We start from the raw sequence: 13127 nt of genomic DNA, 5'->3' as shown, positions 1-13127 counted from the left end.
CCGGTCGCGAGGAGAAGCGTCCTTGGACACAACGTCACTAGCCGCATACTGGTACTTCCACCTGCCCAATTTCCTGCTGGCGGCATTGATGTACACCTTGCTTGGCCGCGTCCTGCTGGGTCTGATGGTCGATGCGGACTCGCCGAACTACATCTGGCGATTCTTTTGCCGAATCACCGATCCCGTCGTAGCGGCCGTCGCGGTCGTGACACCGAGGGTAACTCCTCCGGTCGTACTGTGGCTGTTCGGCTTCGTCTGGCTGTTCTGGCTGCGCGTCGCGTTTCACTACACATTGCTGTTGTTCAATCTCGCCCCTCGGCTCGGCGGAGCGGCCGGATGAGCCGCAACTACTATTTCGTAGCAATTGCGTTTTTCGGAATGATCAACGGCATATTCAACCAGCTGGCGCTGATCTTCACACTCCTTTACGTGCAGATGCTCGCCGGTCCGCTGCTGTTTGGAAATCTGTCCCTGACGCTGATGTTCGCCTCGCTGATGGTCTCGACCGCCACAGTCATTCTTGGCGGAATCCCGGCGGCGATCTATGAGCGGATCACAGGCACCGCCGAGTCGAACAATGTCTCGCTGTGGCTGTGGCTTGCCGGCACCGCGATCCTCGCGCTTCCGGCCGTCGGGAACTTTCTCCAGATCGGACTGTAGCCATTCATCGCATGGTTGAGGACCGCTTCTGCCGGCGCTAGGCTGGGCTCAGTTCCCTCAATCGATGTGGCTGATCAATTTCGATCGACGGAGTAGCGGCTCATGGAAGAGGTGCGCCGTATCGCCTATGCGATTGTGCTGCGCGCTTGCGGGTTCGCCTCGTTAGCCATCTTCTGCGTCATGATCGGCCTGTCCTTCCTCCCGCGCGCCGCGTTTCAGGCGGGAGGTTTTCTCAGCATGACAATGACGCTTGTGCTCGCGTTCAAGGCCCGCGAAGCCCGAACCAAGGATCACCGCCGGACCGAGATGTGGCTTTATCTTCCCAAGGAGCGCCGTCCGCCTCAAGCTCATGCGCAGCAAACGATCTCAGCAGTCATGCGGGAAACCTATCTTCTGTTCGCGTGCTGGACCGCGATCATTTCCATCGTGATGTGGACGATCGCGTTGGCCTTATCCTTCATTGGACTTTAGTCTAGACTTCGGAAGGCGCGAGGCAACCATTTGCGCCAAAGATTGGCATTGGTGCCTATCCTGAAAGCGGGAGGCGCGGACCAGAAGACCACCACCGAAGCCGAGATGCGGCTGTGTCTTCCAAAGGAAGAACGCCGGCTCCAGTCGCATCCGCAAGAAACAATCTCGACACTGATGCGAGAGATCTATCCTGGCATTTGCGCGCCGACTACGCTGGTGTCCGTGGTGATGTGGACCGTCGCACCCGCTTCCCAGTTTTTCTGCAGATCGGCGACGGTATTTCGCTCCTGCACCCTGTCGCTCTTTGCCAGGATAGCTTCGCGATCCTTCCGATCCCTGACAATTTTTTAGGCGCACTCGCTCCTTGCGTCTCATCCAAAAGTCGGTTCGAGCCGAAAGTACTATTGGGCCGGACGCGGCAAGCATGTAAGTGCTCACCTTGATTAATTGCGCGCCTTTATGGCGCGGATCAGTTTTGAATCCAAAAAAGCAAGCGGGAGCGAATCGGAATGACGACAATGGCTGTGTCTCAATCGAGCGCGCAGGGGATGACGAAGGACGAACGGTTCGTCATTCTCGCCTCCTCGCTCGGTACCGTCTTCGAGTGGTACGACTTCTATCTCTACGGCTCGCTGGCCGGCATCATCGGCGCGCAGTTCTTCTCGGCCTATCCGCCGGCAACCCGCGACATCTTCGCGCTGCTGGCGTTTGCCGCCGGCTTCCTGGTGCGCCCGTTCGGCGCGATCGTGTTCGGCCGTGTCGGCGACATCGTCGGCCGCAAATACACCTTCCTCGTCACCATCCTCATCATGGGTCTGTCGACCTTCATCGTCGGCCTGTTGCCCAACGCAGCCACCATCGGTATCGCAGCCCCGATCATCCTGATCATCCTGCGTCTGGCCCAGGGCCTGGCGCTCGGCGGCGAATATGGCGGTGCGGCGACCTACGTCGCGGAGCACGCGCCGAACGGCAAGCGCGGCTTCTACACCTCCTTTATCCAGACCACGGCGACCCTCGGCCTATTCCTGTCGCTGCTGGTGATCCTGTTCACCCGCACCGCGCTCGGTGAGGCCGATTTCGCGGCGTGGGGCTGGCGCATTCCGTTCCTCGTCTCCGTGCTGCTGCTCGGCATCTCGGTCTGGATCCGGCTACGCCTCAACGAATCGCCGATCTTCCAGAAGATGAAGGAAGAGGGGAAGAGTTCGAAGGCGCCGCTGACGGAAGCCTTCGGCAATTGGCAGAACGGCAAGCTCGTGCTGCTCGCCCTGCTCGGCGGCGTCATGGGCCAGGGCGTGGTCTGGTACACCGGCCAGTTCTACGCGCTGTTCTTCCTGCAATCGATCCTGAAGGTCGACGGCTACACCGCCAACCTGCTGATTGCATGGTCGCTGCTGCTCGGCACCGGCTTCTTCATCGTGTTCGGCATGCTGTCCGACAAGATCGGCCGCAAGCCGATCATCCTCGGCGGCTGCCTGATCGCGGCGCTGACCTTCTTCCCGATCTTCAAGATGATCACGTCCAACGCCAACCCGGCGCTGGAAAAGGCCATCGAGTCGGTCAAGGTCGAGGTGGTGGCCGATCCCGCCGGCTGCGGCGATCTGTTCAACCCGGTCGGCACCCGCGTGTTCACCGCGCCTTGCGACACCGCACGCGCCTACCTGTCGCAATCGTCGGTCAGGTACACGACGAGTTCGGGTCCGGCCGGCTCGGGCGTGAAGGTCGTGGTCAACGGCAAGGACGTGCCCTACGCCAACGCCAAGGACAGCAACCCGGCGGTTCTCGCCGCGGTGCAGGCGGCTGGCTATCCCAAGGCGGGTGACACCGGCATCGTGAAGATGTCGCATCCGTTCGACGTCTTCCGTCCGCAGCCGGCGGCGATCATCGGCCTGCTGTTCGTCCTGGTCCTGTTCGTGACCATGGTGTACGGCCCGATCGCGGCGATGCTGGTCGAATTGTTCCCGACCCGCATCCGCTACACCTCGATGTCGCTGCCTTACCACATCGGCAACGGCTGGTTCGGCGGCCTCCTGCCCGCCACCGCCTTCGCCATCGTGGCCTCGACCGGCGACATCTATGCCGGTCTGTGGTACCCGATCATCTTCGCCTCGATTACCGTGGTGATCGGCTTCCTGTTCCTGCCGGAAACCAAGGACGTCGACATCAAGGCGACCTGATCGCAGCACCAATCGACGACACCAACCGGCCGCGGTCTCCGCGGCCGGTTTTGCTTTGTGTGGTTATCGATTGCTGCCGATGAATTGCAGCACGATCTCACGGCGGTGCGGGCGGCTGCGATGCTCGATCAGGTAGATCGCCTGCCAGGTGCCGAGCGCGAGCCTGCCGCTCAGGACCGGGATCTGGAGCGAAGTCTGCGTCAGCATGGTCTTGATATGGGCCGGCATGTCGTCGGGTCCCTCGGTATCGTGGGTCCACCCGGCGTTCTCCGGCGCGAGCCGGGACAGTGCCGTGGTGAGATCGACCAGCACGGAGGGATCGGCGTTCTCCTGGATCGTCAGCGAGGCCGAGGTGTGGCGGATGAACAGCGTCAACGCGCCCTCACCCGCGTGCGCCTCGGCGATGAATCTCGCGGCCTCGCTGGTCAGATCCGTGAAGCCGCGGCCAGGCGTCTGCACGGTGAGCAGGGTCGATGTGACGGTGGTTGCCTGCACGGACGATGGTGCGGAGCGGGTGACAGATCTGGCTGATCTCATGGAGGGGCCCGCATCAGATCTTCCCCGACACGTCTTTCTGCACGCGGTTGGCCATGTCGATCAGCCGCCGCCAGGCCTTTTCCAGGAACGACATCACGCGGTCGACGTCCTGCTCGCTCGGCAGCGGTATCTCGATCTTGCGCTCGCCCTCGGCGACCTTGGGGTCGGGCTTCCTGAGTGGATCGGATTTCGGCAGCGCCTCGTCGATCTTGCCCGATACCGTTGGCCCCGCCGCGAGCTGTGCCTTCAGCCGCTCGACCTCGGCCTGGAGTCTGCCGATCTCGGCGTCGAGCGCGGTCCGCTCGTCGGGCACCGCGTAGCAGGCCCAACCGTTGCCGTTCCTGGTGCAGGTCGACACGGTGCCGGTGCGCGTGTCGAGCCGCAGCACGCCCTCGGGGATGGGCGTCATGCTGTAGCGGCCATTTTCGCCGTCGGGCGCAGATTGCGCGGCCACGAGGCCGCCGCTGACCACCATCACCGCGGCCGCCGCCGCGAGCCATGATGTCGTGGATGACGTCGCAGGTCTCATCATTGTCTCCGCCCCGGCACTGCTGCGGCTGCGGTTGCAATTCTACACCCCCAGCCGGCAATCCGCCGCCAAAAAGCCGCCCCCGAAATCAACGAACGCGGCGGCTTCTTTGATCCCGCGAGCGCGGCGAAAGCACGGCTGCGTCCGCCGTTCGCAAGCAGACCTGCTGCGGTGCGGCGTCACGCTGTGGGCAGCACTGCCGTGCGCGTCAATATCATCAAGTAAATCAAATATATAATCGGAAGCGACGCAATCGTGACTTGGCTTGACTTGATTATAGGCCATCAGTATGGTCCGCGCGGCTTTTGAGGGTGACGGGCGCAATTTCCATTCAGCCGCAGCGTTTCGGGTCTTCGTTGCATGACACAGGGCACGGGACACGGCGAGGATGGAGATCGCGATAGATCGTCCGAGGAAGCCGCGCTTTCCGATCGGCTCGGAAATCTTGATCAGCGGTTGTCCGAATTTCGCGACCGCCGGGCCAAGACCGAGCAACCCGCAGGTGACGATGGAGACAAAGCGGCCAGAGCCTCGGCGATGGCGCTTGGTTTCCGACTATCCTCGGAGTTGATCGCCGGCGTCGCTGTCGGAGCGGGGATTGGCTGGGGGTTCGACCACTTGCTGTCGACGTCGCCTTTCGGATTCATCGCGTTCCTGCTGCTGGGCTTCATCGCCGGCGTGGTGAATGTGGTGAGAACGGCAGGCGCGGGTCCGAACAGGCGCGGTGGTTCGTAATTGGCCTAGCCGGGTTAACTGTCGTGCCGCTCGCCGGCACAGCCGGCCGACCAATCTTCACTGGTCGGCTTGTCCAGCAGACGAGAGATGCCGCGCGGATGAAAATCGACCCGATCCATCAGTTCAACGTCGAACCGCTCTTCACGATCGGCCGTATCGGCGATCACACGATCGCCTTCACCAATGCCTCTCTCTACATGTTCGTCGCGGTAGGGATCATTGCGCTGCTTCTGCTCACCAGCGGCAAGCAGCTGGTTCCAGGGCGTCTGCAGTCGGTGGCCGAGCTCTCCTATGAGTTCGTGGCCAGCATGATCCGCAGCACTGCCGGAGCGGATGGCATGCGGTTCTTCCCGCTGATCTTCTCCCTGTTCATGTTCATCTGCGTCTCGAACCTCGTAGGCATCGTTCCGTACACGTTCACCGTGACGAGTCATCTCATCGTCACTGCGGCGCTGGCGCTGCTGGTGTTCTTCACGGTCCTGATCTACGGCCTCTACAAGAACGGCCTGAAGTTCCTGAAAGTGTTCGTGCCCTCGGGCGTTCCGGGCTACATCCTGCCGCTGGTCATGGCGATCGAGGTGCTGTCGTTCTTCCTGCGGCCGGTCTCGCACAGCGTTCGACTGTTCGCGAACATGCTCGCCGGCCACATCGCGCTGAAGGTGTTCGCCGGCTTCGTTGCCATGCTCGGCGCGTCTCTTGGCGTGGTCGGCTGGATCGGCGGGGTCATGCCGCTGGCGCTCGCCGTCGCGCTCACCGCGCTCGAACTGCTGGTCGCGTTCCTGCAAGCCTATGTGTTTGCGATCTTGACCTGTATCTACCTCAACGACGCCATTCACCCTGGACACTGAGTGATCCGGGTGCTTTTCCACCCACACCTGTCTTTCTTCGAAGGAGTCAAAAATGGATCCGCAAGCAGCTAAGTTTCTCGGCGCGGGCATCGCGTGCATCGGCATGGGCGGCGCCGGCATCGGCGTGGCCTTCATCTTCGGCAATTATCTGTCCGCAGCCATGCGCAACCCGGCAGCTGCTCAGGGCCAGTTCGGCAACCTGATCTTCGGCTTCGCCGTGACCGAAGCGCTCGGCATCTTCTCGCTGCTGATCGCTCTGCTGCTGCTGTTCGTCCCGCTCTGAACGCGTTTCGCGCCGCTTCCAGGTGGGAGGCGGCGCGTCTGACAGCAACAGGAGAACTCCATGGCTGAAAGTCATGGCGGCGCCAAAGGTACCGGCGCTCACACGGAGGCCGATGGCGGTCACCACGGCGGTGGCTTTCCGCCTTTCGAGAGCAGCACCTTTGCTTCGCAACTGGTGTCGCTCGCGATCGCCTTCGTCGCGCTGTATCTGATCGTCTCCCGGTTCGCGCTGCCGCGTGTCGGGGGTGCGATCGAGGCGCGTCAGAACAAGATCGAGGGCGATCTCGCCGAAGCGCAGAAGCTGAAGGACCAGTCCGAGGCGGCGCTCAAGGCCTATGAAGGCGAGCTCGCGTCGGCGCGCGCACGTGCACAGGCGATCGGCAACGAATCCCGCGAGAAGGCGAATGCGCGGGCGGAAGCCGAACGCAAGGCGCTGGAAGAGCAATTGTCCGCCAAGCTCGCCGAGGCGGAGAAGACCATTGCCTCGACCCGCGCGACCGCCATGAGCAACGTCCGCGGCATCGCGGCCGATGCAGCCGGCACCATCGTTCAACAGCTCACGGGCGTCGTTCCGGATGCAGCGTCGGTCAATGCCGCCGTTGACGCGACCTTGAAGGGTTAGTCTCGATGTTCTTCACACCTGAGTTTTGGGTCGCCGTCGCCTTCGTGATCCTGATGGTGATCTTCGCCTATGTGGGGGTGTTCAAGACGGCGATGTCGGCGCTCGATCATCGCGCCGCTCGTATCAAGGCCGAGCTGGACGAGGCGGCGCGCCTCAAGCAGGAGGCCACCAAGGTGCTCGCCGACTACAAGGCGCGCACTGCCGGTGCCGAGCGCGAGGCCGCCGACATCATCGCCAACGCGAACGCCGAAGCCGAGCGCATCGCAGCAGAGGCCAAGGCGAAATTGGAAGATTTCGTCACCCGCCGCACCAAGACCGCCGAGGGCAAGATCGCACTCGCCGAGGCTCAGGCTCTCGCGGACGTCCGGGCCGCCGCCGCGGAAGCCGCCGTGCAGGCTGCCTCCACGATCCTGTCGCAGTCGGTCAAGGGCCAGATCGCCGACGACCTGCTCGCCAAGGGCATCAACGAAGTCAGGCAGAAGCTGAACTGAGGGATTTGCCTTGCCCAATCAAAAAGCCGGCGCGACGAGCGCCGGCTTTTTTTGTCTATCCAAGTGACGGTGGACGGACTGGCTACTTGGCTGTCTAATCGGTCATGCAGGCCACGATCTCTTGAGATCGCATGAAAATCGTCCAATGCAGCACGCACGGTCCCCAGCCAATGACGTTCGTGTGCCAGCACGTCGTCCATGGCCTCACAAGGCGTGAACGCGTTGGCTTCTTCTGGGCGTCCGATCCCGACAATCCGAGATCCGATGCTTGGTGCAGTGAGTGCAATGATCGGGTCACCGTGGCAGGCGGTGAGTGGATCGGTGATGCCCTGGAGCATCTCGATCCGAAGGTGCTTTGTGGGGCTTGCTATGACCTCGCAAAGCTCTTCCACATGGGCGGAAATCCCTGGTCCTGACAGGCCGCGGTGCCCTACTTCTTCTTCTTCCCTTTCGGCTCCGGCGAGAGCGCCTGCGGGTCGAAGCCGACATAGAAGATGTAGGTATCGGCAACCGCGGGCGCCGGCACCGGATAGGCCAGATCCTCGGCGACGAAGGTGAAGGGCACGCTGCCGCCTTCCGACATCGCCACCGTGGTCCGGTAGGCCTTCGAGGCGATCACCTTCTCGCCGACGCCGCCCTGCACGACGGCGATGCGCAGCGGCACCTCGACGGAGGCAGGTGCCCCGGCGGGGCCGGCGATGACGCGGCCCTGGATGCCGATCCGGGCCGTGATGCCGGCACTGCTGCGCAAGCATTCGCGCGCCATCTTGGTGATCGAGGCCTGGAAGCGGATGTCATTGCCGACCGCCGGCTTGCCGCTGGCGCCGACCGCGTAGGTCGAGGCGCCCGCGCGTACCGTGACCTGCGGGCAATCGAGGTCGTCTTCGGCCGGCTGCCCAGGCGCAGGCGCCGGCTTCGGCTCCGCCGGCTCGTCGGACTTGCCGCCGAACAGGCTCTTGAAGCGGTCGGTCAACGACTGTGCCGCCACCGGCGAGACGGAGGCGAGCCCGACCGACAATGCCAGCACGACCGCTACGCCGCGCCGCAACCTCGTCCGCGATGACCGAAGCTCCTGCACCATCAACACCCGTACTCCATGACAATGTTCCGGCCGGGTTATATCGCCAATATCGGCGAACCCAAGGCGGCAAAAAGGGATTTGGCCGCATCCATCAGGCTGCTCAGCCGCGGAAGTCCTCGTGCAGCAGGCCGAATAGCAGGTGATCCTGCCAGACCCCGTTGATGCAGAGATAGCGGCGCGCCAGGCCCTCGCGCGAGAATCCGCACTTCTCCAGCACCCGGATCGACGGCGCATTGGTCGGGATGCAGGCGGCCTCGACCCGGTGCAGATTGAGCTCGCCGAACAGCGTCGGCAGCAGCACCCGCAGTGCGGCCGTCATGTAGCCGCGATGGGCATAAGGCTGGCCGACCCAATAGCCGATGGTGCCGGCCTGCACGATGCCACGCCGGACATTGGCGAGCGTGATGCCGCCGACCAGGGCACCGTCGAGCTCGCGGAAGATCAGAAAGGGATAGGAGCGGTCCGCGGCAATGTCCTCGGCATAGCGGCGCAGGCGACGGCGGAAGCCGGAGCGGGTGAGATCGTCGGACGGCCAGATCGGCTCCCAAGGCGTCAGATAGTCGCGGCTGGTCTCGCGCAAATGAGCCCATTGCAGGAAGTCGGACATTTGCGGCGCGCGCAGGAGCAGCCCGTTGCCGCGCGGCGCCAGGGCGGCGGGTCCACTGGATGGCAGGCGAAAGAGAGCCATGGTGATGCTTCCCGGGGCGCGGCCCGCGCGCGGCTCCTAATGCAGCCGCGCCTTGGCGCGCGCCCGTGTCAATCCTTCCGCAAAAGACACCGCCGTGTCCAGACCCCTGCCGCTGCCCAATGCGACGACCGCAGGCCGGCTGCGCGACAGCAGCGCACGGGCCGCATCGCGCGTCGATTCGATGCTGACGGCGTCGATCCGGGCGACCAGTTCCTGCACCGTCTGCGGCCGCCCGTAGGCCAGCACATGCCGGGCGAGCTGCTCGGCGCGGGAGGAGCAGCTCTCCAGCGCCATCAGCAGACCCGCCTTCATCTGTGCCTTGGCCCGGGCGATCTCGGCGTCGGTCAGCGTCTCCACCGAATCGTTCATGATGTCGACCACGACCTCCATCATCTCCGGTGCGTCGGCGGGATCGGTGCCGGTATAGAGGCCGAAAAAGCCGGTATCGCTGTAGGGCGCGTGGAAGGTGTAGATGGAGTAGCAGAGGCCGCGCTTCTCGCGCACCTCCTGAAACAGGCGCGACGACATTCCGCCGCCGAGGACATTGGTGAAGACCTGCAGCGAGAACAGCGAAGGATCGGTCTGCGGCACCCCCTCGAGTGCCAGCGTCAGATGCGCCTGCTCGAGCTCGCGATGCACCACCTTGGCGCCGCCCTGGCCGAACCGAGCGGCCTGCGGCTTCGGCCCGGGCGTCCCCTCAAAGCTCGCAAAGCGCTTTTCGACCTCGGCGACGACCTGGCCGTGATCGACCGCCCCGGCCGCGGCCACCACCATGTCGGGCCCGCGATAATGCGTCGACAGATAGCCGCGCAGCATGTCGCGGTTGAAGGCGCGCAGCGTCTTGGCGGTGCCGAGCAACGAACGGCCCATCGGCTGGTCGGGATAGCAGAGCTCGTTCAGATGCTCGAACACGACGTCGTCGGGCGTGTCCTGCGCGGCACCGATCTCCTGCACGATGACGTTCTTCTCGCGCTCCAGCTCGTCGGGCTCGAAGGCGGGATTGGCAAGGATGTCGGCGAGCACGTCGAGCGCGAGCGGCACGTCGGCCTTCAGCACCCGCGCGTAATAGGACGTGGTCTCGGTCGAGGTGCCGGCATTGAGGTCGCCGCCGACCGCCTCGATCTCCTCGACGATCTCGCGCGAGGAGCGCCTGGTCGTGCCCTTGAACGCCATGTGTTCCAACAGATGCGAGATGCCGTGCTCGTTCGGCTTCTCGTCGCGTCCGCCGACGCCGGCCCAGACGCCGAGCGCTGCCGTCTCGAGGTGGGGCATCTCGTCGGTGACGACGGTGAGGCCGGAGGCAAGCTTGGACATCTCGACGCTCATCCGGCAACTCCCTGCTTTGCGGCGCGGCTGGCGGACAGCACGAACCGCTCGAGCTCGACCTGATCGTTCTTCATCACCCTCATGTGTTCGGATTTGGTCATCAGCCCGTCGAGCCAGGCCGGCAGTTGCGGCCGCTGGCCGCAAGCCGCCTCGACGGCGCCGGGGAACTTGGCCGGATGGGCGGTGGAGAGCACGATGCTCGGCACCTTCGTATCGGTGGTGTCGCGGTCCGCGACGGCGAGCGCCACGGCGGTATGGGGATCGACCAGCTCGCCGGCTTCGCGCCAGGCGGCGCGGATCGCAGCCGCAGTCTCGGTCTCGTCGGCGCGCCCGGCATCGAACTCCTCGCGGATCGCGGCGAGCGTCGCATCCGGCAGCACGAAGCGGCCCGACTGCTTCAGCTGTTCCATCAGGCGGCGCACGCCGGCGGCATCGCGCCGGCCGGCCTCGAACAGCAGCCGTTCGAAGTTCGAGGAGATCTGGATGTCCATCGACGGCGATGCCGTCGCGTGCACCTCGCGCACCTCGTAGATGCCGGTCTTCAGCGTGCGCGCCAGGATGTCGTTGACGTTGGCGGCGATGTGCAGGGTGCGCACCGGCAGCCCCATGCGCTTGGCGACGTAGCCGGCGAAGATGTCGCCGAAATTGCCCGTCGGAACGACGAAATCGACCGCGCGCGCCGGAGCACCGACCGCGACGGCGGAGGTGAAATAGTAGACCACCTGGGCGACGATGCGCGCCCAGTTGATGGAATTGACGCCGGAGAGCGAGGTCGCATCGCGGAAGCGATGGTTGTTGAACATCCCCTTCACGAGCGCCTGGCAGTCGTCGAAGGTGCCTTCGACGGCGAGCGCATGGACGTTGGCCGCACCCGTCGTGGTCATCATCCGCCGCTGCACCTCGGAGATGCGGCCGTGCGGAAACAGCACGATGAGATCGACGTTCTCGAGGCCCGCAAAGGCTTCGACCGCGGCGCCGCCGGTATCGCCTGACGTCGCGACCACGATGGTGGTGCGCTGGCCGCGCTTTTCGAGCACATGGTCCATCAGCCGCGAGATCAGCTGCATCGCCACGTCCTTGAAGGCGAGCGTCGGACCGTGGAACAGCTCCAGCACGAACTGGTGCGGGGACATCTGGCGCAGCGGCACCACCGCGGGATGGCGGAAGGTGGCATAGGCCTCGTTCGCCATCCGTCCGAGTTCGGCGTCGGAAATCTCGCCACCGGCGAAGGGACGAATCACGTCGACCGCGACCTCCCAATAGGGGCGGCCGAAGAAGCCGGCGATCGTCTCGCTCGGAAGCTGTGGCCACACCGCCGGCACATACAGGCCGCCGTCGCGGGCAAGCCCGGTCAGCATCACGTCACAAAAGCCCAGTTCGGGGGCTTCGCCCCGGGTCGAGATATAGCGAGTCAAACTGCCCTCCAAAGGCGGCCGGGCCGAAGCTCGACCCTTAAGCCTTTGATTTTACGTAACTACTTGTCAACAGCCAGTGGCTTTGAACCACCATAGAGTGTTTTGCGGCATCGGGAAACCGCTTCCGGCCTGCCCCCTTGCCCAATGAAAAAGGGCTGCGGCATTGCCGCAGCCCTTCTCTTGGAAGGCCTGTCGTTGTGTGCAGACCGGTTGCCTCATCGGGGTCGCCGACCCCTCAAAACTGTTCCGGCAAGCTTTCGTCGCCTGTCACGAAATCGTCAAGTCCAAAACCCCGCGCGCTTCGAAAATGTTCCTATTCTTCCCGATCCGGCTCTGGTTCGTTTTGGCAGTTGCAGCCACGCCCCAGCCGTGATTCTGACCCTGAACTCCGCTTTTTCCCGAATCAGCCGCGGGAACGAATACAGCCTCGGCCCATTGTGTCGGCGGATGGGTGTCAGCCCGTTGTCCATTGCATTGCCCGGCCAACGGCGGCGTCGATCCGTCGGCCGAACCGCTGCATCCCGGAGCAGCCGGTTCGGTCGCTGGCGAAAGTCAGTTCATCCCGATTTCCACTGCGATCCGGATCAGGTCGGAATGGTTCTTGGCGCCAAGCTTCTGCTTGAGCAGGGACGTGGTGTTGGCGACCGTCTTGTAGGAGATGCCGAGCGCCTCGGCGACCTCGACGATCTTGTCGCCGCGTCCGAGCAAGCGAAGAATTTCGAGCTCCCGCGGCGTCATCTGTGACGCGGGGTTGGCCTTGATCGCCGCGCCGGAAAACGTCACGGCTTCCGCAAGCTGCGGCGAGATGAAGTTGTCACCCGCGACCACCTTGCGCACCGCTTTGAGCAGGATCCTGGGATCGTCGCCTTTGGAGACATAGCCCTGCGCCCCGAGCTCGACGGCCCGCACGACGAACGCCGGATCGTCGTTCATGCTGAACATGATGATCTTGGCGTCGGGGTCGTCCTTGCGGATGCGCCGCATCAGCTCGAACCCGGAGACGTCGGGCAGGCTGATGTCGATCACGGTGACGTCGGGCCGCTTGCTGACATAGGCGCGATGCCCGGATTTGGCGTCGCTCGCCTCGTCAATGCGGATTGAATGGTCGGATGCGAACAGGGTGCGGCAGCCGGACAGCACCACGGGATGGTCGTCGACGATCAGGACCCTCGTCGCCAGCTTGGCGGTATCTTGCATCGCGCACTCTCTTGTTTTTCGACTCATAGCCCGCCGGGAATAAATGGAAAGAGCAAATCCCGCCGATACGC

General features: G+C 63.9%; 17 protein-coding genes. 9 read left to right on the top strand and 8 right to left on the bottom strand.

Annotated elements, in window-relative coordinates; translation table 11 throughout:
- The first annotated feature begins 22 nt into the window (after positions 1–22).
- From P0R31_RS22385 to P0R31_RS22370, 4 genes are all read left to right on the top strand, one after another.
- Entirely contained in the window at positions 23–340 is a 318-nt protein-coding gene (locus P0R31_RS22385) for a YggT family protein (protein WP_157285658.1), read from the top strand.
- Positions 337–660 carry a hypothetical protein gene (locus P0R31_RS22380; protein ID WP_157285659.1) on the top strand — a complete coding sequence of 108 codons (324 nt, stop codon included), beginning with the start codon at positions 337–339 and terminating at the stop codon, positions 658–660. Before P0R31_RS22385 ends, P0R31_RS22380 begins: the two co-directional genes overlap by 4 nt.
- A gap of 102 nt (positions 661–762) precedes the next feature.
- On the top strand, positions 763–1131 hold the full coding sequence (locus P0R31_RS22375) for a hypothetical protein (protein ID WP_157285660.1): 369 nt from the start codon (positions 763–765) through the stop codon (positions 1129–1131).
- A gap of 548 nt (positions 1132–1679) precedes the next feature.
- Complete coding sequence (locus P0R31_RS22370; RefSeq protein WP_275516445.1) at positions 1680–3305, top strand: MFS transporter; 1626 nt, start codon at positions 1680–1682, stop codon at positions 3303–3305.
- A 63-nt stretch (positions 3306–3368) separates the two neighbouring features.
- Here P0R31_RS22370 and P0R31_RS22365 read toward each other — a convergent pair whose 3' ends face one another.
- Genes P0R31_RS22365 through P0R31_RS22355 form a run of 3 tightly spaced genes read right to left on the bottom strand, consistent with a single transcriptional unit; the run spans position 3369 to position 4656 of the window.
- Positions 3369–3842 carry a secondary thiamine-phosphate synthase enzyme YjbQ gene (locus P0R31_RS22365; protein ID WP_275516319.1) on the bottom strand — a complete coding sequence of 158 codons (474 nt, stop codon included), beginning with the start codon at positions 3840–3842 and terminating at the stop codon, positions 3369–3371.
- A gap of 13 nt (positions 3843–3855) precedes the next feature.
- Positions 3856–4371 carry a hypothetical protein gene (locus P0R31_RS22360; RefSeq protein WP_275516318.1) on the bottom strand — a complete coding sequence of 172 codons (516 nt, stop codon included), beginning with the start codon at positions 4369–4371 and terminating at the stop codon, positions 3856–3858.
- Between the two features lie 42 nt (positions 4372–4413).
- Positions 4414–4656: a hypothetical protein gene (locus tag P0R31_RS22355; protein WP_275516317.1), complete on the bottom strand. Its 243-nt coding sequence runs from the start codon at positions 4654–4656 to the stop codon at positions 4414–4416.
- Positions 4657–4731: 75 nt separating this feature from the next.
- Between P0R31_RS22355 and P0R31_RS22350 the strand changes: the two genes are divergently transcribed.
- From P0R31_RS22350 to P0R31_RS22330, 5 genes are all read left to right on the top strand, one after another.
- Complete coding sequence (locus P0R31_RS22350; protein ID WP_271546232.1) at positions 4732–5106, top strand: AtpZ/AtpI family protein; 375 nt, start codon at positions 4732–4734, stop codon at positions 5104–5106.
- Between the two features lie 98 nt (positions 5107–5204).
- A complete protein-coding gene (locus tag P0R31_RS22345; protein WP_035996621.1) occupies positions 5205–5954 on the top strand; it encodes a F0F1 ATP synthase subunit A in 750 nt (249 codons plus the stop codon).
- A 52-nt stretch (positions 5955–6006) separates the two neighbouring features.
- On the top strand, positions 6007–6237 hold the full coding sequence (locus P0R31_RS22340) for a F0F1 ATP synthase subunit C (RefSeq protein WP_008541273.1): 231 nt from the start codon (positions 6007–6009) through the stop codon (positions 6235–6237).
- A 60-nt stretch (positions 6238–6297) separates the two neighbouring features.
- Positions 6298–6858 (top strand): F0F1 ATP synthase subunit B, encoded by a 561-nt coding sequence (locus P0R31_RS22335; protein ID WP_275516315.1) that lies wholly within the window; start codon positions 6298–6300, stop codon positions 6856–6858.
- Positions 6859–6863: 5 nt separating this feature from the next.
- Positions 6864–7349, top strand: a complete 486-nt coding sequence (locus P0R31_RS22330; RefSeq protein ID WP_035996616.1) for an ATP F0F1 synthase subunit B — start codon at positions 6864–6866, stop codon at positions 7347–7349.
- 430 nt (positions 7350–7779) lie between these two features.
- Here the strand turns inward: P0R31_RS22330 and P0R31_RS22325 are convergent, their stop codons facing one another.
- The 5 genes from P0R31_RS22325 to P0R31_RS22305 all read right to left on the bottom strand — a co-directional run bounded on the left by P0R31_RS22325 (position 7780) and on the right by P0R31_RS22305 (position 13056).
- Positions 7780–8430 (bottom strand): hypothetical protein, encoded by a 651-nt coding sequence (locus P0R31_RS22325; RefSeq protein ID WP_275516314.1) that lies wholly within the window; start codon positions 8428–8430, stop codon positions 7780–7782.
- A gap of 100 nt (positions 8431–8530) precedes the next feature.
- Positions 8531–9118 carry a GNAT family N-acetyltransferase gene (locus P0R31_RS22320; RefSeq protein ID WP_035996611.1) on the bottom strand — a complete coding sequence of 196 codons (588 nt, stop codon included), beginning with the start codon at positions 9116–9118 and terminating at the stop codon, positions 8531–8533.
- 36 nt (positions 9119–9154) lie between these two features.
- Positions 9155–10444, bottom strand: coding sequence for a M16 family metallopeptidase (locus P0R31_RS22315; RefSeq protein WP_275516312.1), 1290 nt, complete (start codon positions 10442–10444; stop codon positions 9155–9157).
- Positions 10441–11859 (bottom strand): threonine synthase, encoded by a 1419-nt coding sequence (gene thrC / locus P0R31_RS22310; RefSeq protein WP_275516311.1) that lies wholly within the window; start codon positions 11857–11859, stop codon positions 10441–10443. The genes P0R31_RS22315 and thrC overlap by 4 nt, the downstream gene beginning before the upstream one ends.
- A 552-nt stretch (positions 11860–12411) precedes the next feature.
- A complete protein-coding gene (locus P0R31_RS22305) occupies positions 12412–13056 on the bottom strand; it encodes a response regulator transcription factor (RefSeq protein ID WP_028178165.1) in 645 nt (214 codons plus the stop codon).
- Positions 13057–13127 lie beyond the last annotated feature (71 nt).

The sequence above is a fragment of the Bradyrhizobium yuanmingense genome (genome assembly GCF_029167105.1).
Lineage (GTDB): Bacteria > Pseudomonadota > Alphaproteobacteria > Rhizobiales > Xanthobacteraceae > Bradyrhizobium > Bradyrhizobium yuanmingense_A.
Note: the sequence above shows the minus strand (reverse complement) of the source record. Positions and strands in the feature narration are given on the sequence as shown.